General features: G+C 62.7%; 21 protein-coding genes. 9 read left to right on the top strand and 12 right to left on the bottom strand.

Going from position 1 to position 22,781, the window contains the following annotated elements; translation table 11 throughout:
• The first annotated feature begins 172 nt into the window (after positions 1-172).
• The 7 genes from nirB (at position 173) to I5S59_RS25540 (ending at position 6,641) form a co-directional block, all read left to right on the top strand.
• Complete coding sequence (gene nirB / locus I5S59_RS25570) at positions 173-2,731, top strand: nitrite reductase large subunit NirB (protein ID WP_197879051.1); 2,559 nt, start codon at positions 173-175, stop codon at positions 2,729-2,731.
• Positions 2,731-3,096, top strand: coding sequence for a nitrite reductase small subunit NirD (gene nirD, locus I5S59_RS25565; RefSeq protein ID WP_197879050.1), 366 nt, complete (start codon positions 2,731-2,733; stop codon positions 3,094-3,096). The genes nirB and nirD overlap by 1 nt, the downstream gene beginning before the upstream one ends.
• Before the next feature lie 132 nt (positions 3,097-3,228).
• Positions 3,229-4,161 (top strand): pca operon transcription factor PcaQ, encoded by a 933-nt coding sequence (gene pcaQ, locus I5S59_RS25560; RefSeq protein ID WP_197879049.1) that lies wholly within the window; start codon positions 3,229-3,231, stop codon positions 4,159-4,161.
• Between the two features lie 226 nt (positions 4,162-4,387).
• Complete coding sequence (locus tag I5S59_RS25555) at positions 4,388-5,110, top strand: FKBP-type peptidyl-prolyl cis-trans isomerase (RefSeq protein ID WP_197879048.1); 723 nt, start codon at positions 4,388-4,390, stop codon at positions 5,108-5,110.
• 282 nt (positions 5,111-5,392) lie between these two features.
• The gene (locus I5S59_RS25550; RefSeq protein ID WP_128325833.1) at positions 5,393-5,833 is read left to right on the top strand and encodes a YkvA family protein; all 441 of its coding nucleotides are present in this window, start codon (positions 5,393-5,395) and stop codon (positions 5,831-5,833) included.
• Positions 5,834-5,931: 98 nt separating this feature from the next.
• Positions 5,932-6,270 (top strand): helix-turn-helix domain-containing protein, encoded by a 339-nt coding sequence (locus I5S59_RS25545; RefSeq protein WP_197879047.1) that lies wholly within the window; start codon positions 5,932-5,934, stop codon positions 6,268-6,270.
• A complete protein-coding gene (locus I5S59_RS25540) occupies positions 6,267-6,641 on the top strand; it encodes a hypothetical protein (protein WP_128325835.1) in 375 nt (124 codons plus the stop codon). Before I5S59_RS25545 ends, I5S59_RS25540 begins: the two co-directional genes overlap by 4 nt.
• On the opposite strand, the gene I5S59_RS25535 is transcribed toward I5S59_RS25540, so the two are convergent.
• Positions 6,617-8,395: a bifunctional diguanylate cyclase/phosphodiesterase gene (locus I5S59_RS25535; protein WP_197879046.1), complete on the bottom strand. Its 1,779-nt coding sequence runs from the start codon at positions 8,393-8,395 to the stop codon at positions 6,617-6,619. The two genes, I5S59_RS25540 and I5S59_RS25535, sit on opposite strands and share 25 nt — an antisense overlap.
• A 123-nt stretch (positions 8,396-8,518) precedes the next feature.
• On the bottom strand, positions 8,519-10,606 hold the full coding sequence (locus tag I5S59_RS25530; RefSeq protein WP_197879045.1) for a carboxy terminal-processing peptidase: 2,088 nt from the start codon (positions 10,604-10,606) through the stop codon (positions 8,519-8,521).
• Between the two features lie 140 nt (positions 10,607-10,746).
• On the opposite strand from I5S59_RS25530, the gene I5S59_RS25525 reads away from it, so the two are divergent.
• Positions 10,747-11,709: an NAD(P)H-quinone oxidoreductase gene (locus tag I5S59_RS25525; protein ID WP_197879044.1), complete on the top strand. Its 963-nt coding sequence runs from the start codon at positions 10,747-10,749 to the stop codon at positions 11,707-11,709.
• 47 nt (positions 11,710-11,756) lie between these two features.
• Here I5S59_RS25525 and I5S59_RS25520 read toward each other — a convergent pair whose 3' ends face one another.
• The 6 genes from I5S59_RS25520 to I5S59_RS25495 all read right to left on the bottom strand — a co-directional run bounded on the left by I5S59_RS25520 (position 11,757) and on the right by I5S59_RS25495 (position 17,030).
• Positions 11,757-12,410, bottom strand: a complete 654-nt coding sequence (locus I5S59_RS25520; protein ID WP_197879043.1) for an HAD family hydrolase — start codon at positions 12,408-12,410, stop codon at positions 11,757-11,759.
• Positions 12,411-12,435: 25 nt separating this feature from the next.
• A complete protein-coding gene (locus tag I5S59_RS25515) occupies positions 12,436-13,425 on the bottom strand; it encodes an ABC transporter ATP-binding protein (RefSeq protein ID WP_197879042.1) in 990 nt (329 codons plus the stop codon).
• A gap of 1 nt (position 13,426) precedes the next feature.
• Positions 13,427-14,224 (bottom strand): ABC transporter permease, encoded by a 798-nt coding sequence (locus I5S59_RS25510; RefSeq protein WP_128325841.1) that lies wholly within the window; start codon positions 14,222-14,224, stop codon positions 13,427-13,429.
• Positions 14,211-15,026, bottom strand: a complete 816-nt coding sequence (locus I5S59_RS25505; RefSeq protein ID WP_197879052.1) for an ABC transporter permease — start codon at positions 15,024-15,026, stop codon at positions 14,211-14,213. The genes I5S59_RS25510 and I5S59_RS25505 overlap by 14 nt, the downstream gene beginning before the upstream one ends.
• Positions 15,027-15,049: 23 nt before the next feature.
• Complete coding sequence (locus I5S59_RS25500; RefSeq protein ID WP_128325842.1) at positions 15,050-15,856, bottom strand: alkaline phosphatase family protein; 807 nt, start codon at positions 15,854-15,856, stop codon at positions 15,050-15,052.
• A gap of 109 nt (positions 15,857-15,965) precedes the next feature.
• Entirely contained in the window at positions 15,966-17,030 is a 1,065-nt protein-coding gene (locus tag I5S59_RS25495; RefSeq protein WP_197879041.1) for an ABC transporter substrate-binding protein, read from the bottom strand.
• A gap of 293 nt (positions 17,031-17,323) precedes the next feature.
• Here I5S59_RS25495 and phnR point away from each other — a divergent pair, with 293 nt between their 5' ends.
• Complete coding sequence (gene phnR, locus I5S59_RS25490; RefSeq protein ID WP_197879040.1) at positions 17,324-18,037, top strand: phosphonate utilization transcriptional regulator PhnR; 714 nt, start codon at positions 17,324-17,326, stop codon at positions 18,035-18,037.
• Here phnR and I5S59_RS25485 read toward each other — a convergent pair.
• The 4 genes from I5S59_RS25485 to I5S59_RS25470 all read right to left on the bottom strand — a co-directional run bounded on the left by I5S59_RS25485 (position 18,034) and on the right by I5S59_RS25470 (position 22,625).
• On the bottom strand, positions 18,034-20,190 hold the full coding sequence (locus tag I5S59_RS25485; RefSeq protein WP_197879039.1) for a mechanosensitive ion channel domain-containing protein: 2,157 nt from the start codon (positions 20,188-20,190) through the stop codon (positions 18,034-18,036). The genes phnR and I5S59_RS25485 overlap by 4 nt on opposite strands.
• Positions 20,191-20,238: 48 nt before the next feature.
• On the bottom strand, positions 20,239-20,409 hold the full coding sequence (locus tag I5S59_RS25480) for a hypothetical protein (protein WP_164897288.1): 171 nt from the start codon (positions 20,407-20,409) through the stop codon (positions 20,239-20,241).
• A gap of 165 nt (positions 20,410-20,574) precedes the next feature.
• A complete protein-coding gene (locus tag I5S59_RS25475) occupies positions 20,575-21,864 on the bottom strand; it encodes a M18 family aminopeptidase (RefSeq protein ID WP_197879038.1) in 1,290 nt (429 codons plus the stop codon).
• A 125-nt stretch (positions 21,865-21,989) separates the two neighbouring features.
• Positions 21,990-22,625 (bottom strand): RluA family pseudouridine synthase, encoded by a 636-nt coding sequence (locus tag I5S59_RS25470; RefSeq protein WP_038608228.1) that lies wholly within the window; start codon positions 22,623-22,625, stop codon positions 21,990-21,992.
• Positions 22,626-22,781 lie beyond the last annotated feature (156 nt).

The following is a 22,781-nucleotide window of genomic DNA, read 5'->3' as shown; positions in this document are numbered from 1 at the left end:
CCCAACCCCCCCCCACCCACCCGCCCGGGGGGCCAACCCGCTACCCCCCGGGTAAAAAAAAAACCCCCCCCCCAACCGGCGCGGGCTGCTGGGCCCCCGGGCGCCTTTTTTTGTTTTTCGGGCTCGCCCCAGCAGCACAGCCACCGTGAATGGCCTTGAGTGAGGATCGGGTATGAATGCAGCAACGACCATCGTCCCGCGGGAACAACTGATCATTGTCGGCAACGGCATGGTAGGGCATCACTGCGTCGAGCAACTGATCGAGCGCGGTGCCTTGAGCCGCTACGCACTGCGGGTGTTCGGAGAAGAGCGCCAACGCGCCTATGACCGCGTGCACCTGTCCGAGTACTTCAGCGGCAGCGACGCAGAGACCCTGGCCCTCGGTGCCGCCGGCGCGTACGCCGAGCATGGCGTGCAGCTGCACCTGGGGGAAGCGGTGCTGGAAATCGACCGTGAGCGCCGCGAAGTGGTGACCCCGCTGGGGCGCTACCCGTATGACCAGCTGATCCTGGCCACCGGTTCTTACCCGTTCGTGCCGCCCATTGAAGGCTGCGAAGGCGCATCGCGCCTGGTGTACCGCACCCTCGATGACCTCGACGCCATTCGCGCCGCCGCAGCCACTGCGCGGCGGGGGGTGGTGGTCGGTGGCGGTTTGCTCGGGCTTGAGGCGGCCAATGCCCTGAAGTCCCTGGGGCTTGAAGCCCATGTCGTGGAGTTCGCACCACGGCTGATGCCGGTGCAGTTGGACAACGAGGGCGGTGCCGCCTTGCGGGCACAGATCGAAGCGCTCGGGGTGGGTGTGCACCTGTCACGTGCGACCCAGTCGGTGGTGGCAGGAGAGGCCTACCGCTACCGGATGAACTTCGATGGCGGTGATTTTCTCGAGACCGACGTGATCGTGTTTTCCGCCGGCATTCGTCCGCAGGATGCGTTGGGCCGTAGCAGTGGCCTGGAGGTGGCGGCGCGCGGCGGCGTGGTGATCGACAGCGATTGCCGCAGCAGCGATGCACGGATTTTTGCCATTGGTGAGTGCGCCTCGTGGAACGGCAGCGTGTTTGGCCTGGTCGCACCGGGCTACAGCATGGCGCGCAATGTGGCTGCCGCCCTGGCCGGTGAAAACGCCGGCAGTTTTGTCGGCGCCGATATGTCCACCAAGCTCAAGCTGCTGGGCGTGGATGTCGGCTCCATTGGCGATGCCCATGGCGCCACGCCCGGTGCACGCAGCTACCGCTTTATCGATGAAGCCAGCTCGGCTTACCGCCGCCTGGTAGTCGATGCCAGCGGCAAACGGGTGCTGGGCGCTGTGCTGGTGGGTGACAACAGTTACTACGACACGTTGCTGCAATACGTGCAGAACGGCATTGCCCTGCCGGCCGATCCGGCAGCGTTGATCCTGCCGCAGTCTTCTGGCGCCCCGGCGCTGGGCGCTGATGCCCTGCCTGACAGCGCCACCATCTGCTCTTGCCACAACGTCAGCAAGGGCGCGATCTGCAGTGCGATCGACAACGGCTGTGGCGAGCTTGGCGAGCTCAAGCAACAAACCAAGGCCTGCACCGGCTGTGGGGGGTGCGCCGCGCTGCTCAAGCAGGTCTTCGAACACGAGCTGATTGCCCGTGGAGTCAGTGTCGACAAGCGCCTGTGTGAGCACTTTGCCTACACCCGGCAAGAGCTCTATGCCCTGGTGCGGGTCGAGGGCATCCTCAGCTTTGACGAGATGCTGGACAAGCATGGCCGCGGCCATGTCGGTTGCGATATCTGCAAACCCACGGTCGGCTCGATCCTGGCGTCGTGCTGGAACCAGCCGATCATGGACCCCTCGCTGGTGCCGTTGCAGGACACCAACGACACGTTCATGGCCAACATGCAAAAGAACGGTACCTATTCGGTGGTGCCGAGGATTCCCGGCGGCGAGATCACCCCTGACAAACTCATCGTCATTGGCCAGGTGGCGAAGAAATACGACCTCTACACCAAGATCACCGGCGGCCAGCGTATCGACCTGTTCGGCGCCCAGTTGCATGAGCTGCCGGCGATCTGGAGCGAGCTGATCGACGCCGGGTTTGAAACCGGCCACGCCTATGGCAAATCCACCCGCACGGTGAAGTCCTGCGTGGGCAGCACCTGGTGCCGCTACGGCGTACAGGACAGCGTGCAGATGGCCCTGACTCTCGAAGACCGTTACAAGGGCCTGCGCTCGCCCCACAAGCTCAAGTTCGCGGTATCGGGCTGCACCCGTGAGTGCGCCGAGGCGCAGAGCAAAGACATCGGTGTGATCGCCACGGAGAAGGGCTGGAACCTGTACATCTGTGGCAACGGCGGCATGCGTCCACGGCATGCCGAGCTGTTCGCCACCGACCTGGATGACGCCGGCCTGATCCGCATCATCGACCGCGTGTTGATGTTCTACATCCGTACCGCCGACAAACTGCAGCGTACCTCGGTGTGGCGCGAAAGCCTGGACGGCGGGCTGGACTACCTCAAACAGGTGATTCTCGACGACAGCCTGGGCCTGGGCGCCGAACTCGAGGCGCAGATGCAACGGGTGGTCGACCGCTACGAATGCGAATGGGCCAATGCCCTCAAAGACCCGGAAAAGCTCAAGCGTTTCCGTACTTTCGTCAATGACCAGCGTCCTGACCCAAGCGTGCATTTTGTCCGCGAGCGCGGCCAGCGGCGGCCGATCGCCGCGGCTGAACTGCATTTGATTCCGACCACTGAAGAGGTGCTGTGATGAGCCTGTCCAATGCTGCTGTAACGGTGCAAACACATGACTGGAAAGTGGTCTGCAACCGCCACGACCTGGTCGCGCAATCAGGGGTGGTGGTCTGGTTCGAGGGCCGGCAGGTGGCGCTGTTCTACCTGCCGGAACACGACACGCCGGTGTTCGCTGTCGACAACCAGGACCCGAAGTCGGGCGCCCATGTCATCGGTCGCGGGTTGATCGGCCACCTCAAGGGCGAACTGGTGGTAGCGGCGCCGCTGTACAAGCAGCATTTCAGCTTGAGCGATGGCCGTTGCCTGGAGGATGCCGGGCAATCGCTGCAGGTGTGGCCGGTGCGGATCAGCGGTGAGCAGGTGGAAATCGGTCTGGCTTGAACGCGTGGGGGCGAGGCTTGCCCGCGAAGAACGGTAACGCGGGCTGGCAGGTTCACCGCAGCGTCTGGTTCGCCGGCAAGCCTGGCTCCTGCAGTGTGTCGGTGTGCAATCGGCTCCTATACACTGCGGAGCATGAATGTCGATACCCGCATCAAATTCCGCCATCTGCTGTGCTTTCTCGAAATTGCCCGCCAGGGCAGTTTCGCCAAGGCTGCCGATGCCATGGCGATCAGCCAGCCAGCCATCTCCAAGACCCTCAAAGAGCTTGAAGAACTGCTGCAGACCCGCCTGTTCGAGCGCAGCAAGCAAGGCGTCGAGCTGACCCCCGCCGGTGTGCGCTTCATGCGCTATGCCGGGCCCAGTGTGCAGGCGCTGCGTGAAGGCGTCAGTACCGTGCGCGGTGAAGAACACGCGCCACCCCAGGTGCGCATCGGTGTGCTGTCTACGGTAGAAAGCCTGCTGATGCCGGAGGTGCTGTGCCGCTTGCACCAGCGTCATGAGGCCCTGGTGGTCAGCGTCGCCACCGGCCCCGGTGCGTACCTGCTGGCGCAGTTGCATGTCGGCGAGCTGGACCTGGTGGTCGGGCGCATGACCGACAACCCGCAGATCCAGGGCCTGTTGTTCGAGCACCTGTACAGCGAATCGATGTCGCTGGTGGTGCGCCCCGGGCATCCGTTGCTGGCTCGCCAGCCTATCGAGCGCAACCAGGTGGGGCGTTACCCACTGGTATTGCCGTTGGCCGGCACCACCATCCGCAAGCACGCCGACAGCCTGTTCGTGCAGTGCGCCATCGAGCAGCCGGCACAGCGTCTGGAAACCCTTTCACCGGCCTTGAGCCGGCGCTATGTACAGAGCAGCGATGCCATCTGGGTGGCCCCGCGCGATGCGGTGCGCATTGACTTGGGCCGCGGTGAATTGTGTGAACTGGACCTCGGCGTACAAGAGGCGGGCGGCTCGGTCGGCATTTGCAGCAACGCCGCGTTGCCTTTGAGTTTGCCGGCGCGCTGGTTGTGCGAGGTGCTGCGCGAAGTCGCCACGCAATACCGCGACGGCAGCTACCCATGAAACTTTCCTCACTTACAAACTGCTACAAAACCTGCTTGACGCATTTGCCGAAGTGCTCCGTCCCGTCAATACTGGCCACTGGCTGCAGCTTTGGCTGAAGAAGGTTTTGGCCGGCTGAACTTATCCGGCTTTTCTTGCTCTCATGCCGGTAGCCATTGGTCGTGGCCGCCTGATAAGCTCGCGGCTTTACTCGATTGCCCTATTGGCGCATGAACAAGGAAATAGCATGAAACAGCATCGGTTGGCGGCTGCGGTTGCCCTGGTTGGTCTGGTCCTGGCGGGTTGCGATTCGCAGACCAGCGTAGAGCTCAAGACTCCGGCACAGAAAGCCTCCTACGGTATTGGCCTGAACATGGGCAAGAGCCTGGCTCAGGAAGGCATGGACGACCTTGATTCGAAAGCTGTTGCTCAAGGCATCGAAGATGCTGTCGGCAAGAAAGAGCAGAAGATCAAGGACGAAGAGCTGGTTGAAGCCTTTGCTGCCCTGCAAAAGCGTGCTGAAGAGCGCCTGGCGAAAATGAGCGAAGAGTCGGCTGCTGCCGGCAAGAAATTCCTTGAAGAGAACGGCAAGAAAGCCGGTGTCGTCACCACCGCTTCGGGCCTGCAGTACGAAGTGATCAAGAAGGCCGACGGCGCTCAGCCAAAGCCGACTGACGTAGTGACTGTTCACTACGAAGGCAAGCTGATCGATGGCAAGGTTTTCGACAGCTCCGTAGAACGTGGCAGCCCGATCGACTTGCCAGTTAGCGGTGTGATCCCTGGTTGGGTCGAAGGCCTGCAACTGATGCACGTTGGCGAGAAGTACAAGCTGTACATCCCGTCCGACCTGGCTTACGGCGCACAAAGCCCAAGCCCGATGATCCCGGCCAACTCGGTACTGGTATTCGAGCTGGAACTGCTGGGCATCAAGGATCAGGCCAAGCCTGACGCCGACACCGCTGCCGAGTAAAACTCGCGCGGTCCAGCCAACGCCCCGCTTCGACGGGGCGTTGTCGTTTCTGCGATTCGCTCGAACCCTGTGGGCTTGCGCCGGTCCGAAAAGCTGCACTGCTCAGGTAAATGGTGCAGGATGGGCAAAACGTTTGCGCCATTGAAACAGGTGTGTAAAAAACGCCCGATTTGAGCCCGGCCCTTGCCCGGCGGGCGCCTTGAGCCCGAAATCTGGCTCTGTTCACAAGGTTATCCACAATTTATGTGGATAACCTTCCTTAGGTTAGGCCCTGGAGGCTTTATGAAAGCACCTTGGAACTTCGCCCGTTTTCTGCCGCTGGCCGAGCGCTTGCTCAGCCGTGGCCGTCTGCCGGCGCTGATTTTTGCGGTGGCGCGCAAAGGACCACGGCTGGGCAAACTGCGTGAAGACGTGCGCTTGATGCAGGCGTTATGCCTGGCCTGGTGGCGGGGCGAATACCGCGCCATCAGCCCCCGGGCCCTGGTGACGGTCGTGGCTGGCCTGCTGTATTTCGTCAGCCCCGTAGACGCCATTCCCGACTGGTTGCTGGGCGTGGGCTTCTTCGATGACGTGGCCGTATTGGCCTGGGTCCTCAAGACCGTCGCTGACGAACTGGCGGCCTTCAGCGCCTGGCGCAACCGCCAGGCACCGGAAAAACTGCGGGTGGTCGAACGCCTGCCTGATACCCCTGAAGCGTTGCGCCTGGAACAAACAAAAGGTTGATTACAACAGAGCCCCGGCAACCCTCGCTGGCTGGTAATATAATTGGCATAAGGATTATGCCTACCGATTACATATCGTAATCCTACAAGGGGGTTGTAATGGGTATTCAGGTCATCAGCCGAGACGGTCAACCCGAGTATGCGGTTGTACCCTGGGAGCAATATCAGGCACTGCTGAAGGCCGCAGGCCAGTTGGCTCCAGCCGTCGTCGAAAGCACACCTGACGCCCCACCAAGCAGCGCCAACTTACCGAATTTCAGTGAGTTGGCGCGTTTGCGTGAGGGCAAGGGGCTGGCACCGGAGCAACTGGCGCGCAGCGTCGGGATCAGCCCGGTGTACCTGGCCCTGATCGAAAGCGGCGAGCGTCAGCCGGATGCCGCGATTCGTCGCAGCCTGGCCTGGGAGCTGGGCGTAGCCGGCTGGAGCGAGCCGTCGTGAGCAGCGTACGGATCAGCCGGCAACACTGGGATGGACTGCTGGAAGAGCTGGACCTGGCGCGCCGCCAACGGCACTTGCTGACCTACCGCGCCTTGCTGGAGCGGCTGCAGTTGCCTAGCCCGGCCATGCAGACGCTGACTGCCGCGCTTGAGCACCTGGCCGCACTCGATGCACGTGCCGAGCAACCGTTGCGCAGTTCGCTGGTGATCAGCCAGGGCGCAAGCCGTTTGCCGCGTACCGGCTTCTTCGAGTGTGTGGAGCGTCTGGGGCGCTTTTCCGGGCCGTCGGACGGCATGGCCGCCGCCTCCTGGCACGCCTCGGAAGTGGTGCGGGTGTTCGAGTACAGCTACCCGGAAAAAGAAGAGGCGTGAGCCGCTGGCGCGGTATCGATCAGGTGCAGGCTGTAGCCTGACACCTCTTTGGCCTGGTGCTTGGCTTCGGAGGCCAGCGCTGCCAGTTGCCCGGCGTCGAGGCCGGCGCAGGCTTGCGGGTGCAACTGCACCACGCCGATTGACAGCGACAGCAACTCGAACGCCTGGTGCTGCCCCTGACGGTTGGCCGCCACGAAACACCCGGCCTGCAGGTGTTCGGGGCGATAAAAGCGCCGGCACTGTTTCTGAAAGTCTTCCAGCAGCAGCTGCAACCTGCGCTCCCAATCCGCTGATCCCAGCACCAGCATGAAATCATCGCCGCCGATGTGGCCGACAAAATCATGGGCGGGGTCTACCCGTTCGCTCAGGCACTGAGCCAGGCACAGCAGCACCTCATCGCCGCGGGCGTAGCCATAGATGTCGTTGAAGGGCTTGAAGCTGTCGATATCCACATAACAGATTGCCGCCTGCCGTTGTTGCTGCAGCAGGCGCGTCAGGCATTGCTGGATCGGCACATTGCCGGGCAGCAGGGTCAGCGGATTGGCGTAGCGCGCCTGCTGGATCTTCTGCTCGGTGATCAGCTTGAGTACATCGATCACCCGCCCCAGGCCCAGGTAGCGGCCGTTCTGAATGATGATGAAGTCTTCTTCGATGCGCTGGCGAGCGCGGCTGGTGAGCAGGCGGCTGACTTGCTGCAGCGACTGGGTCAGCTCCACGGCGAGAAAGTCATCGCTCATCAGGCGGCTGATCGGCTTGCGCGCAAACAGGTCGGTGGCAAAGGGCTTGAGCAGGGCGTCAGAGAGCGAATGGCGGTGCACGATGCCACACGGTTGGCGGCGCTCGTTGAGTACCGCCAGGGAGTTCAGGTTGGCCTGGCGGCGAAACAACTCCAGCACCTGCGCCGTCGGCGTGTTCTGGTTGACGGCGGGTTGTTCATTGAGCAGGGCCATCAGGTTTCCACCGTCCTCGGCAAGGGCCTGAAGCTCGCGGTTCGGGCTGCCAAGGATGTGCTGGATGTCCCGTGCTGGCTGTTCCTGAGGGCGGCCGAGGAAATACCCCTGCACCAGGTCCACGCCCATGTCGGTGAGCACCTTGAGTTCTTCGGCCAGCTCGATGCCCTCGGCTATCACCTGTGCGCGGGAGGCGCGGGCGATCTGCAGGATGGAGCCGACGAACTCACGCTTGACCGCGTCGAGGTGGATGCCATCGATAAAGTGGCGGTCGATCTTGACGTAGTCCGGCCGCAATTCCGACCACAATCGCAGGCTTGAATAGCCCGCCCCGAGGTCATCCAGGGCAATCGAGAAGCCCATGTCGCGGTAGTGGTGCAGGGCGTTGAACAGCAGCTGGAAATCGTCGGTGGGCGTCTGTTCGGTGAGCTCGATCACCACCCGGCTCGGCGACAGGCCCAGGTCGTGAAGCATCTTCAGGGTGCGCCCGGACTGATACTGGGGTTCAAGCAACGATTCCGGCGAGACGTTGAGAAACAGCTTGCCGTCGAGGTCCTGCTGGCTGAAGCGCCGGCAGGCACTTTCGCGGCAGGCCACTTCCAGTTCGGTCAGGCGACCGGCCTGGCGGGCAACGGCAAACAGGTTGATCGGGGAGTGCAGCGGGCTGTTGGAGGGGCCGCGGCTAAGCGCCTCGTAACCGAGAATGCGCCGTTCGGACACGCAGACAATGGGCTGGAACAGGCTGTGCAGGCCGCCTTGAGCAAGAATGGTGCTCAAGGCGCTGAGCTGTTCGGTCACGGTCATGGCGGTACTACCTTGAAAAAAAAGGACTGGGGCCAACGGCACCCAGTCCTTTATTTCACGACAGCTTCGTGACTGTTTGATGACGCAATAGCGGCACAGTCACATTATTTCGCCATCATCTGTTCAGCGGTTGTTCTTTGCCACCGCTGAATTGAGCCCCAGGTAGTCGAGCAGGATCCGCCCGGACTCCGCCAGGTAAGCGTCGTCTTCCGGTTTGGTATCGTCCGGTTCGGCCGGCAGGGCGTCTTCGTCTTCTTTCTTCAGCTCTTTGAGCGGCTCTTCGCCCTTGGCTTTGCGACGGGTGTTTTCCAGGGCCAGTTGCTTGCTTTCAATATCGGCATGCTGGGCACGGCGCTCGGCTTCGTTGAGGCTGACGGTTTTTTCGTTCATCAGCTTCTGGGTCAGCGCCAGGCGGTCGCGGATATAGACGAACTCCGGATCTTTGGCGGTGCGGCTGTCATGCCGCGCCTTGAGCTGGGCCAGGAACGGTTTGAACGGATCGACCGCAGGCTTGATCGCCGGGCGGATGGTGTCCCACGGCATGGCTTCTGGCAGCGCGCTTTCACCGATTTCCTTGGTGTCGATGATCGACGGGTAATCGATGTCCGGCAGTACGCCCTGATGCTGGGTGCTCTGCCCGGAAACCCGGTAGAACTTGGCCAGGGTCAGTTTCAGCTCGCCATGGTTGAGCGGCTGGATGGTCTGCACGGTGCCTTTGCCGAAGGTCTGGCCACCGAGGATCAGCGCACGGTGGTAGTCCTGCATGGCGCCGGCGAAAATCTCCGAAGCCGAGGCCGAGAGGCGGTTGACCACCAGTGCCAGCGGGCCTTTGTAGAAAGCACCGCTGTTTTCATCTTCGAGCACATCGACGCGGCCGTCGCTGTTGCGAACCAGTACGGTCGGGCCTTTGTCGATGAACAGGCTGGTCAGCTCGGTGGCTTCCTGCAGGGAACCGCCGCCGTTGTTGCGCAGGTCGATGACCACGCCGTCGACTTTTTCCTTCTGCAGTTCGGTGAGCAGCTTCTTCACGTCACGGGTGGTGGACTTGTACTCGGGATCGCCGGCGCGGAACGCCTTGAAGTCCAGATAGAAGGCCGGAATCTCGATGATGCCAAGCTTGTAGTCGCGGCCATCCTGCTTGAGCTTGAGCACGGATTTTTTCGCCGCCTGCTCTTCAAGCTTCACCGCCTCGCGGGTGATCGGCACGATCTTGCTGGTCTGGTCGTTCGGCGCATTGCTGGCCGGGATGACTTCCAGGCGCACCACCGAGCCCTTCGGACCGCGAATCAGCTTGACCACTTCATCCAGGCGCCAGCCGATCACGTCGACCATTTCTTTGTCGCCCTGGGCGACGCCGATGATCTTGTCGGCCGGTGCCACCTGTTTGGTCTTGGCGGCAGGACCGGCCGGTACCAGGCGCACGATCTTGACCTGGTCGTTGTCGCTTTGCAGCACGGCGCCGATACCTTCGAGCGACAGGCTCATGTTGATATCGAAGTTTTCCGCGTTGTCGGGCGACAGGTAGTTGGTGTGCGGGTCGTACGACTGGGCAAAGGTATTGATGTAGGCCTGGAAAATGTCTTCGGCACGGGTCTGGTCCAGGCGCGTGAGCTGGTTCTTGTAGCGCTTGGTCAGCAGCTCCTGGATCGCCTTGGACTCTTTGCCGGCGATTTTCAGGCGCAGCACCTCATCCTTGACGCGTTTGCGCCAGAGGTCGTCAAGCTCAGCCTGGTTTTTCACCCACGGGGCGTCCTTGCGGTCGACCAGCAAGGTTTCCTTGGTAGTGAAGTCGAAGTTGTCGACGCCCTTGTTCAGCTCGGCCAGGGCGAAGTCCAGACGCGATTTGACCCGGTCCAGGTAGCGCTTGTAGATGGTGAAGCCGGGGTCGAGATTGCCGCTCTTGAGGAAATCGTCGAACTGGGTCTGCCACTTGTCGAACTCGGCGATGTCGCTGGCCAGGAAGTAGCTGCGTGCCGGATCGAGCAGTTTCAGGTAGCTGTCGTAGATGATGACCGAGCGCGCATCATTGAGCGGCGGCTTGCTGTAGTGGTGGCGCTTGAGCAGCTCGACCACGTTCAGGCTGGCGACCACTTCGTCGCGGTCAGGCTGGAGTTTATCCCAGCTGTTGGCGGCCCATGCATTGCCTGCCAACGGCAGACTGCCCAGACCGATCAACAGTGCGAGGGTGGTGCTTGGCAAAAAATGCTTCATGCTGATTCGACGTAGGGACAATTGATCACGCATATTAGGCCGTCTTTGAATTCGCCGGTTCCAAAAGAACCGGACGCATAATGCAAAAAGCCCGGGGCTACAGCTCCCGGGCTCAGTCATGACTCAACTATGGAGGCACTGTGAAGGCATTGCAAGGCGTTGACGGACATGTGGAGTGGGTTGCGACGACAAGTCCAACTTGCGATATCGGTCAAGTACGAATTCGCGTGGCGGCCGCCGGCCTCAATCGTGCGGATTTGCTGCAGCGCGCCGGGCTGTATCCGCCCCCTCCAGGGGCCAGCGAATTTCTTGGCCTGGAATGTTCCGGGGTCATCAGCGAAGTGGGCGCCGGCTCGTCATGGCAGGTAGGTGACCGGGTTTGCGCGCTGTTGGCCGGTGGCGGCATGGCCGAAGAAGTGGTGGTGGATGCGCGCCATGTGCTGCCGGTGCCGGAAGGCCTGAGCCTGCAGGAAGCGGCAGCGATTCCCGAGGTGTATGCCACGGCCTGGCTCAACCTGTTCCAGCTGGCCGGGCTGACGCCGGGCGAGAAGGTGTTGCTGCATGCCGGCGCCAGTGGCGTCGGTTCGGCCGCTATCCAGCTGTGCAAGGCCTTTGGCAACCCGTGCTGGGTCAGTGTCGGCTCCAGCGAGCGCCTGGCTTACTGCGAGGCCCTGGGCGCTACCGGCGGTGTTGTACGCGGCGATGACCTCAATGGCCTGAACGATTTTGCGCCGTTTGACGTGATCCTCGACCCGGTCGGTGCCAGTTATGCCGAGCTCAACCTCAAGCTGCTGGCGCGCGATGGCCGTTGGGTGCTGATCGGCCTGATGGGCGGGCGCAAGGCCGAGCTGGACCTGGCGCAACTGCTGAGCAAGCGCGTGCAGGTGGTCGGCTCGACCCTGCGCACCCGTGACGACCAGTTCAAGGCCGACCTGCTCAGCGACCTGGGACAACAGGTGTGGCCGCTGTTCAGCGAAGGCCGGCTCAAGCCACAACTGGCCAAGACCTACCCGGTCAAGGATGCCGAGGCGGCGTTTGCCGAGCTGTCGAGCAACCAGGTGTCGGGCAAGCTGGTGCTGGTGATAGACGACAGCCTGGTCTAACCCGTATCCCCGTAGGATCGCCGCCCGCACGCTCCTACGGGGATTGATCAGCTCCAGCTATGAATCGGCCAGCCAGCCTTCTCGGCATGCTCGCGCAACAGCGCATCCGGATTGACCACGTGGGGGTAGTCGACCTTCTGCAGCAGCGGCAGGTCATTACGTGAATCCGAGTAGAAATACGCGCCTTCCAGATTCTCTTCTTCCTGATCCAGCCACTCCAGCAACCGGACGATCTTGCCTTCGCGGTAGGTCAGGGTGCCGACCGTGCGCCCGGTGTACACGCCGTTGAGCACTTCCAGCTCGATACCCAGGTACTCGTCGATGCCCAGGCGCACTGCAATCGGACCGACCAGGTGGGTGCCCGAGGCCGAGATCACCAGGATCCGGTCGCCGTTGCGGCGGTGCTCGGCGATGCATTTGCAGGCATCGCTGAAGATAATCGGCTCGATGAAGTCTTCGACCCAGGGCTCGACCAGATGCTCGATTTCCTCGGGTGTGCGGCCGGCCACCGGTTCCAGGCTGAACGCCATGTAGTCCTCCATGGCCAGCTGCCCTTTGCTGTAGGCCTCCATCAGTTCCTTGTCGCGCTGCAGGAACGACTCGCCGTCGACCCAGCCGAGGCGGGCCATCTGTGCGCTCCACAACGAGGCGCAGTCACCGTGGATCAGGGTTTCGTCCAGATCGAAAATCGCTAGTGCCATGTTCAGAAAAACTCCTGTGCAACCCTCAGGCGACTTCGCAGAGGGCGGTGGGATCGATCGACAAGGATACCCGCTGGCCGTCCGGATGCAGATCGGCAGACGAGCGGTTGAGCACATCGACCAGCAACTCTACCCCGCGGGCCTCGACACGGTAACGGATCACGTTGCCCAGCAGGCTGTGGCTGCGCACAAGGCCCTCCAGCTCGCCGCTGAGGCTCAGGGCGATGGCTTCGGGACGGATCGCCAGGCGGCTGCTCACAGGCCGTTGCAGAAGGCGGCTGGCGCTTTCGGCGTCGAGCAGGTTGTAGTTGCCGATAAACCCCGCGGCGAATACGTCTGCCGGTGCGGTGTAGAGCGTTTCGGCGTCACCGCTCTGGACGATACGCCCCTGGTTCATCAGGAAGATGCGGTCTGACATGGTCAGCGCCTCTTCCTGGTCATGGGTGACGAAAATCGTGGTCAGGCCCAGCTCTCGCTGGATCTGGCGTATCTGCTCACGCAGGTGTTTGCGGATGCGCGCATCCAGCGCCGACAACGGTTCATCGAGCAGCAGCAAGCGCGGGCGGGTGACCAGCGACCGGGCCAGGGCCACGCGTTGACACTGGCCGCCGGACAACTGGTGAGGGTAACGGCTGGCAAAATCCTGCAGCTCCACCAGTTGCAACACATCACGCACGCGGCTGCGGGTGTCGTCGGCGTTGACCTTCTGCATGCGCAGGCCAAAGGCAACGTTCTGCTCCACAGTCATGTTGGGAAACAGCGCATAACTCTGGAACACCATGCCGATGCCGCGCTTTTGCGGGCTCAGGGGCACCAGGTCGGTACCGTCGAGGAGTATCCGGCCACTGTCGACCGCCGTCAGCCCGGCAATGCAGCGCAGCAGGGTCGACTTGCCGCAGCCGGAGGGGCCGAGCAGGGTGACGAACTCACCTCGTTCGATCTGGCAGTTGATGTCGTTGAATACCGGGCTTGCGCCATAGCTTTTTTGCAGATTCTGTACGCTGACAAAGCTCATATCAGGACTTGTCCTTGTTCAGGCGATTGGCTGCCCAGGTCAGCACCAGCACGAAGAGGAAGTAGGAAATCACCAGGGCACTGTTGAAGTGGCCACTGCTGTTGCGCATGTTGTTGAGGTACACCTGCAGCGTTTCGTAGCGGGTGCCGACCAGCAAGTTGGCAAACACGAACTCGCCGAACAGGAACGAGAACGACAGCAGCAAGGCCACCATCAGGCCTTTGCGCAGGTTCGGCAACACCACCAGGAACGCGGCCTGGAAAGTGCTGGCACCCAGCAGCTGGGCGGCGTCCATCAGGTCGCGCAGGTTGATCGCCTGCAGGTTGTTGGTAATCGCCCGGTACATAAACGGCAGGGCTACGGTGAAGTAACAGCCGATCAGGATCCACGGTGTGCCGACCATGGCCATCGGCCCGGAACCGTACAGTTGCAGCAGGCCTACCGAGGACACCACCGGCGGCACGGCGAAGGGCAGCAGGATGAGGATGTTCATCAACGCGTCGAGCCGCGGGAAGTGGTAGTGCACCACAAACAGCAACGGCAGGATCAGCAGCACCGACAGCAGCAGGGCGCCCACGCACACCAGCAGCGATTGACCGAAGGCGGCCAGAAAGCGCGGGTCGCTCCACAGTGCGATGTACCACTTGAACGTCAGGCCGCTGGGCAGCAGGGTCGCCGACCAGCTGGTGGCCAGCGAGTAGAGCAGGGTACCGGCCAGCGGCAGTAACAGGATGATGAACAGCAGGTACACCACCAGGCGGTGGTAGAGGTGGGTCGAGCCCGGCTCAGCGCGCGACATGGTAGCTCCTCTTCAACAGCCATTGATGGATGACGGTGACCAGGGTCATCAGCCCCACCAGGATCATCGCCAGGGCACTGGCCAGGTTCGGGTCCAGGGAAATATCGCCGGCCACCAGTGCCGCGATGCGGATGGGCAGCACGTTGAAGTTGCCGGTGGTCAGGGCATACACCGTGGCGTAGGCGCCCAGGGCGTTGGCCAGGAGGATCACGAAGGTGCCCAGCAGCGCCGGGGTCATGACCGGCAGGCCGATGTGCCGCCAGTATTGCCAGGCGCTGGCGCCAAGTATTTCGGCCGATTCGCGCCAGTCTTCGCGCAAGGCGTCGAAGGCCGGGTAGAGCAGCAGTACGCCCAACGGAATCTGGAAGTAGGTGTAGAGGATGATCAATCCGGTTTTCGAATAGAGGTTGAAGTCTTCGATGATGCCGGCCTGCTTCAGCAGCAAGGTCAGCGCGCCGTTGAAGCCCAGGAGGATGATGAAGGCGAAGGCCAGCGGCACCCCGGAGAAGTTGCTGGTCATGTTGGCGAAGGCGTTGACGAAATCGCGCAGCCGCGAGTCGACCTTGCGCAACGAGTAGCTGCCGAGAATGGCAATGAGGATACCGAACAGGCTCGACCAGAAGCTGATCTCCAGGCTGTGCTGGATGGCCTGGCGGTGGAACCTTGAGGTGAACACTTTGCTGAAGTTGGCCAGGCCCCAGCCGTCTTCGGCCTGCAGGCTGTGGATGGCCACCCAGGCCAGCGGGGCGATCTGAAAGATGATGAAAAACACTGCAAAGGGCAGTAGACAGAGCAGCGCCATCCCTTTTGCGCGCTTGAACGAATTCACGTGAGCAGCTCCCGGCACACCGGTTTGTCGTGGGGCACACCGAGCAGTTCGCAGATGGTCCCGCACAGCTCGGTTTGCAGCGGTTTGGCGGCGGGATCGAGGCTGAAGGCATCGCCGAAGACGAACAGCGGCACTTCACGCTCTTCGGCCAGCAGGCCGTTGTGCGAGCGGTCGTTGTTCATGCCGTGGTCGGCGGTGACCAGCACCTGATAGCCCTCTTCAAGCCAGGTGTGCAGGTAGTCGGCCAGCAGGATGTCGGCGCTGCGGGCGCTGTTGCGGTATTGGCTGCTGTCTAGGCCATGACGGTGACCGGCATCGTCGATGTTCATCGGATGCACCAGGAGAAAGTTCGGTGCATGGCGACGGCGCAGGTATTCGGCATCGGCGAACAGGTGCGAGTCCGGGTAGTGGTCGGCGTAGTAGAACAGGCCATGCTGGATAGGCAGTTTCGGCGCATGGGTATGGCGGTCGCGCAGGGGGTCGAACGGCGAGCGGTTGTACAGTTCGCTGACCCAGTGATAGGCCGCTGCTGCGGTGCCCAGGCCGGCTTCGCGGGCATAGTGGAAAATGCTCCGCTGCGTGGACAGGCGCGTGACGTTGTTATGGACGATGCCGCTGTCGATCGGCGGCACGCCGGTGAGGATGCATTCGTACAGCGGGCGCGACAGTGCCGGAAGTTCGCATTCCAGGCGGTACAGGGCGGCCCGGTCAGCTTCCACGTAGGCATGCAGGTGCCCCATGGCATGGTGGGCGACCTGATGGTTGAGGCCGTCGAGCAGGACCAGGATGACGTTGTGGTTCATGGTTTCTCCAATTGCGCGATGGCCGCATCGCCGGCAAGCCGGCTCCTACAGGGAGCCGGCTCGCCAACGATTGGGGTAACACGGTATGCCGGTCACCCCGCTAAACGCCTCAGTTCATCTCGATGATCACTTGCTCCTGCCATTTCTGCGGCAGGGCCTTGGAGGTCGCTTCCCACGCTGCGGCGTCCTTGATCGGTTGCACCGACTTGTACTGCTCGTTGGGCAGCAGTTTGGCCTGGACGTCAGTCGGCAGGGTCAGGTGCTCGGCGCGAATCGGCCGGGCGTGACCTTCTGCCAGGTTGATCTGCCCGGCATCGCTGAAGATGTACTCGCGGGTCAGCTTGGCGGCGTTGGGGTTTTTGGCGTATTTGTTGATGATGGTGGTGTAGCCGGAAATCACCGAACCGTCAGACGGGATCAGCACTTCGAAACGGCTCGGGTCGATCTGCTGGCGGTAGCTCAAACCGTTGAAGTCCCAGACCACGCCGACTTCCACTTCACCTTTTTCCAGGGTCTGGATGGTCGGGTTGGCCAGCGACAGGCGTTTTTGCTTGGCAAGCTCGGCGAACAGTTCCAGGCCCGGCTCGATGTTCTTCTCGCTGCCGCCGTTGGCAATGGCGGCGGCCAGTACGCCGTTGGCGGCCTGGGCTGCGGTGCTCACGTCACCGATGGCGACCTTGTACTTGCCGTTTTTCAGGTCGGCCCATTTCTTCGGCATGTCCGCTTCTTTCACCACCTGCTTGTTGATGATGAAGGCGATCGAGCCGGTATAGGCCAGGGCCCAGTGGCCGTCTTTATCCTTGGCCCAGTCGGGGATCTGATCCCAGGTGCTGGGCTTGTACGGCTGGGTCACGCCCTTGGCCACTGCGATCGGCCCGAAGGCGGCGCCGACGTCACCGATGTCGGCGCTGGCGTTGCTTTTTTCGGCATCGAACTTGGCCACTTCCTGGGCCGAACTCATGTCGGTGTCCATGTGCTTGAGGCCGTATTTTTTCGCCAGGTCTTCCCAGGTGCCTTTCCAGTTGGCCCAGGCATCGGGCATGCCCACGCTGTTGACGGTGCCTTCTTTGCGGGCGGCGTCTTCAAGCGCCTTGAGGTCGGTGTCGGCGGCCATGGCCGACGTACACAGGGCGATGGTCGAGCCGAGCAGTGAGGCCAGAAAAAGCTGTTTCATCCGAAGCTCCTTGTTGGGTGCCGTGCAAAACGCAAGTGAGGGTGTTGGACGTTGTTGCGATTCGGTTGGTCTAGGTCAGCAATACCCGAGCCAAGGTAGGCGTGAAGCATGACAATTTGATGTCCAGCCCCCGCGCCTGGCCAGGGCCTGCGCCCTTGAAAATCAAGCGTAGACCACCACGGCTGTCATCTGGCATTCATCTGTATTGCCTAGGCTTGCACTATTCTCATGGCCCGGACGGCGCGAATAATGCGCGCTGGCGGTGCTGGACTAGTCCAGATAGGTAACCTTTGATGCAGCCTGTGGCGCCACGCGCAGTAACAGCTATCTGTCATGCCCTGCAGGAGCAGATTGAGCATGGCCTCTTGCCGCCCGGTTGCAAGTTGCCGGCCGAACGCAAGCTCAGCGAGGTGTTCGACACCACGCGCATTACCTTGCGTGAGGCCCTGGTGCAGCTGGAGGCGCGTGGCCTGATCTATCGGGAGGAGCGGCGCGGCTGGTTCGTGGCGCCACAGCGCCTGACCTACGACCTGATCCAGCGCAGCCACTTCCATGCCATGGTCCGCGAGCAGGGCCGCGAGGCACGTACCGAACTGCTCTCGGCGCGCCTGCAGCCCGCGACTGCAGCGGTGTGCGCACGCCTGCAACTGGCGCCGCTGTCGAGTGTGATCCAGATCTGCCGCTTGCGCCGGATTGACGGGCGCGCGGTGCTGTATGCCGAGCACTACCTGAATCCCGAGTATTTTCCCGCCATCCTTGAGCACGACCTGAGCCAGTCGCTGACCGAGCTCTATGCGCGTCACTACGGCATTGCCTACGGGCGGGTGTGTTTCGAGATTCTTCCGACCGCCTTGCCGACGGCTGCGGCAGCGGCGCTCAAGGTATCTGCCGGCAGCCCGGGCCTGCACATCACCCGGGTCAACAGCGATCAGCGCGGGCGGCTGATCGACTGTGACCTTGAATACTGGCGCCATGATGCAATCCGCATCACCGCCGATGCCGGTTAGGCCTTGGGTGTGGTCTCGTTGAATGGCGTGCTGGCATCGGTGGTGATCACCTGCACGCTCAGGCGTGGGGTGGCGAGGTCCAGGCCGGCTTCGTCGAGCTGACGCTTGAGCGCCAGGTTGAAGGCCCGCGACACTTCCCATTGGCGGATCGGCGCGGTCTTGAAGCGTGCCCGCAGGATCGCCGAGCCCGACTCGAAACTCTCTACCCCTTGCAGCTCCAGTGGCGACCAGATGAAGCGGCGCATCAGCGGGTCGTTGCGCATCTTCTGGCCGACATCGCGGATCAGGCTGATGGCCTGGTCGATGTTCATGCTGTGCGGAATCGCCACGCGGAAAATCGCATAGCCGAACTCGCGTGAGTAGTTCTTGATGCTCTTGATTTCGCTGAACGGGATGGTGTGGACGATACCGTCGATATCGCGCAGGCGCACGGTACGGATGGTCAGGCCTTCGACCGTGCCCAGGTGGCCACCGACATCGACATAGTCGTCGATCGCCAGCGAGTCTTCGATGATGATGAACAAACCGGTAATCAGGGCGGCGACCCGCGACTGGGCGCCGAAACCGATGGCCAGACCGATCACACCGGCACCGGCCAGCAGCGGCGTCACGTTCATGCCCATGTTGGCCAGGGCAACGATCACCGCGATGATGAAGATGGCCACGAACAGCACGTTGCGGATCAGCGGCATCATGGTTTGTGCGCGGGCGTTGGCCGGGCCTTTGCGCGAGCGGGTCAGGGCGTGGTGCACCGCCGTGTCGGCGAGAATCCACACCAGCCACGCGGCGATCAGGGTGCCGGCCAGGCCGATCAGGCGCATCGCCACTTCATGGCCTTCGCCTTCGGTGAAGCCGATCAGGGAGAAGCCCCAGACCCGCAAGCCCAGCTCGATGAACACCAGCCACACGGCCAGGTGCGCCAGGGTGTAGGCGAAATTGCGCAGGCGCTCGCTGTATACCGCATGGCGGCGGTGGGTGCGTTGTGGCTTGAGCCCGTGGCGGCGCACCAGGCCATTGATGACCATGCACAAAATCAGCAGCACCGTGCACATCAGCGACTGGCGCAGCGCGGTGCTGGTGTCGCCGGCTGAAATGAACGTGGCGAACAGTGACACCCCGACCAGCACCAGCGCCGGCAGGTACCAGAAGGTGCCGAGGATCTCGATGGTGTCGCTTAGCGCACGGCGCGTCAGGCGTCGTGACAGCGGCTGGTTGCGGATCAGGTGAGCGATGGGGCGGCGGAAACGCAGGATGAACAGTCCGGTGGACAAGGCCGCGAAGATGTTCGCCAGGGTGGCCAGGGTATGTGCCAGGTGATCGCCCAGGGCGCTGGCCATGCGTGGGTCATTCATGGCCTCGCCAAACGCGGCAAAGCTGCCGATCAGCCACAGCGGCCGAAACGCCTGGTGACGGAGGATGTGCAGGGCGCGATGACGGTGCGGGCCGTCGAGCAGCGAGAAGGCGATGACACAGATTGCTGAAAAGCAGGTACCCACCACCAGCGCATAAGCCAGCACCATGGCCATCGACTTGCCCAGGGAGGAGGGCAGCACAAAACTCAGGTACACGGTGATGATAAGGGCGACCAGCCATGGCCCGAGCTTGCGCAAGGCAAAGCGCACCAGGTCCCAGGTGTTGGGGTGCTGCGGGAGTTCTTCGGTGAGGCCAAAGCGCAGGCGCACCCGGTGGCCGACCCAGTTCAGGGCGTAGGCCAGCAGGCTCCAGACGGCAATGATGGTGGCAAAACCGAACAGGATCGGCGGCCATTCGTTCCAGGGTACCAGGCGCGCATCGAGTTCGATCTGGGCCAGTTCCAGTTCACGTGTCCAGCGTGTAAGCGGGCTGGCATCGCCGCTGAACTGCTTTTCAAGCTCGTTGAAGGTGCTGCCGATCAGGCCCAGCACGCCTTGCTCGGCACTGGGTTGTGCCTGCTTGGTGCTGTCGCGCAGTTTCTTCAGGTCGGCGAGCAGTTTGGCGCGTTGCTGGTCGTTTTCCAGCGACTTGATGACTTCATCCAGCGATTGCGCCAGCGGTTCGGTGGCTTCGGGCTGGGCTTTGCTGCCGCCGAGCAGGCTTGGCAGGCCCGCAGCGTGCGCCGGGGCCCAGAACAGCAATGCCAGTAAAACGGTTAAAACGCGGAAAAAGGCGGGCACCGGACAATCAACCTCAAAACGATCAATCGCCCGAGTGTAGTGTATTTGTCAGTTGAGTTTCTCGAGGATCTTCCAGCACATGATGCCGATCATGCCCAGGGTGCCGATCCACATCATCACCACGCCGATATTACGGTCGCGCAGGGTAAAACCAACGGTCAGCAGAATCAGGCCGACCATGACGGGGGCAAACAGCGAATAGAAGGTGGAAGTGGGCATGCACCAAGGTCCTTGATTTCGGATTTATGCTGCAAGGATAGCCGCTATGGCCTGAAGGGAGGGTGACTGAGGTCAGCCTCTCTCCAGGTTTCACGGCAGGACGCCAGCTTTTGTGGGAGCTGGCGAAGCCGGCGATCGAGCGCACAACGGTCGCACAGTGCGCCGTCAGGGCAGGTCGCGGCTGCGATAGAACGCGGTCAGCACCTTCACCAGGTGCGCCAGGTCGTGGCTGCCGCACAGCTCGCGAATCGAGTGCATGGCGAAGGTCGGCAGGCCGATATCGACCGTGCGTACGCCCAGGTGGCTGGCGGTGATCGGGCCGATGGTCGAGCCACAACCCATGTCGCTGCGCACCACGAAGCTCTGTACCGGGACTTCTTCGGCCATGCACAGGTGGCGGAAGAAACCGGCCGTTTCGCTGTTGGTAGCGTAGCGCTGGTTGTTGTTGACCTTGATCACCGGTCCGGCATTGAGCTTGGGACCGTGGTTGCCGTCATGCTTGTCGGCATAGTTGGGGTGCACACCGTGGGCGTTGTCGGCCGACACCAGCAGCGAGCGCTGGATGGTGCGGACAAAATCGTCGCCGTCAGGCAGCAGGCGGCGCAGCGTCTGCTCCAGCATCGGGCCGTCGGCGCCGCAGGCCGAGCAGGAGCCGACTTCTTCGTGGTCGTTGCACACCAGCACGCAGGTTTCGTCGCTGTCGGCGGCGAGCAGTGCCTGCAGGCCGGCGTAGCAGGACAGCAGGTTGTCCAGGCGCGCACCGGCGATGAACTCCTGGTTCAGGCCGAGCAGTGCCGCGCTCTGGGTGTCGTAGAAGCTCAGTTCGAAGTCGAGCACCACGTCAGCGATAAGATCGTGTTCACGTGCCAGCTGGTCGGTGAGCAGGGCGCGGAAGTCGATGCGCTCGTCACCGGCGACCTGCGCCAGGATCGGCGGCAGTTCGGTCTGCGGGTTGATCGTCCAGCCTTCATTGGCCGTGCGGTTGAGGTGGATGGCCAGGTTCGGGATGACTGCGATTGGCAGCTTGAAGTCGATCAGCTGGCTTTCCACCTTGCCGTCGCGGCGGAAGGTCACGCGTCCAGCCAGCGATAGGTCGCGGTCGAACCATGGCGCCAGCAGGGCGCCGCCATACACTTCGACGCCGAGCTGCCAGAAGCCCTGACGCTGCAGTTCCGGTTGTGGCTTTACCCGCAGGCACGGGCTGTCGGTGTGGGCACCGACCAGGCGGATGCCGTCGAGCAGCGGCGAATGGCGGCCGAGCTTGAAGGCAATGATCGAGGAGTCGTTACGGGTCAGGTAGTAGCGACCGCCGGCCACGGTGGCCCAACTGTCGCGCTCGTCCAGGCGCTGAAAACCGGCGGCTTCCAGGCGTTGGGCCAGAGCAGCGGTGGCGTGGAAGGGCGTAGGGGAGGCCTTGAGAAAGTCGATCAGGCCTTGGTTCAGTGCATCGCGCATAGGTCACTCCAGACAGCAGTGGCGCGAGTTTAACGTACTTGGCGGGGGATTTGTGTGGACCCCATCGCCGGCAAGGCCGGCTCCCACGAGGTATGTGTGTACCGGCGCAGGAGCGATGCGGTGGATCAGAACGGCGCCGGGCACTCGAAGCGCAGCCGCTCCCCGGATACCGGGTGGGTAAAGCTGAGCATGCTTGCATGCAGGCACAGGCGCTCGTGGGCGGCCAGGGCCTCAGGGTAGGCATACAGGCGGTCGCCGAGCAACGGGTGACCAATCGACAGCATGTGCACGCGCAGCTGGTGCGAGCGACCGGTGATCGGCGTCAGCTCGACCCGGCAATGATCGCCACAGCGCTCAAGGATGCGCCAGAAGGTCAGGGCGTGCTTGCCCTGCTCATGGTCGACCACGTGCCGTGGCTTGGTTGGCGGGTCGTAGCGCAGTGGCAGGTCGATGCTGCCGCTGTCCAGTTCCGGTTGTCCCCAGCACAGCGCGGTGTAGGCTTTTTCGGTTTCGCGGTCGTGAAATTGCCGGGACAGCTCACGGTGACTGTCGGCATCACGGGCCAGCAGGATGATGCCGGAGGTTTCCCAGTCGAGCCGGTGGACGATCAGGGCGTCGGGATAGCCGTTTTCCTGCAGGCGGGTGATCAGGCAATCCTTGTTGTCGTCGGCACGCCCCGGCACGGACAGCAGCAGGGTCGGCTTGTTGATCACCAGGATGGCGTCATCCTCATAGAGGACGTGAACATTGGACAGCGGCATTGCGTGTTCTCTGCAAACGCCAACGGCGCCGGGGGGCCCCCCCCGGGGGGGGCCCCCCCCCCCCCCCCCCCGGGGGGGGGGGGGGGGGGGGGGGGGGGCCCCCCGGGGGGGGGGGGGGGGGGGGGGGGGGGGGGGGCCGGGGGGGGCGGGGGGGGG

It is taken from the genome of Pseudomonas alkylphenolica (assembly GCF_016009175.1).
In the GTDB taxonomy this organism is placed as follows: domain Bacteria; phylum Pseudomonadota; class Gammaproteobacteria; order Pseudomonadales; family Pseudomonadaceae; genus Aquipseudomonas; species Aquipseudomonas alkylphenolica_B.
Note: the sequence above shows the minus strand (reverse complement) of the source record. Positions and strands in the feature narration are given on the sequence as shown.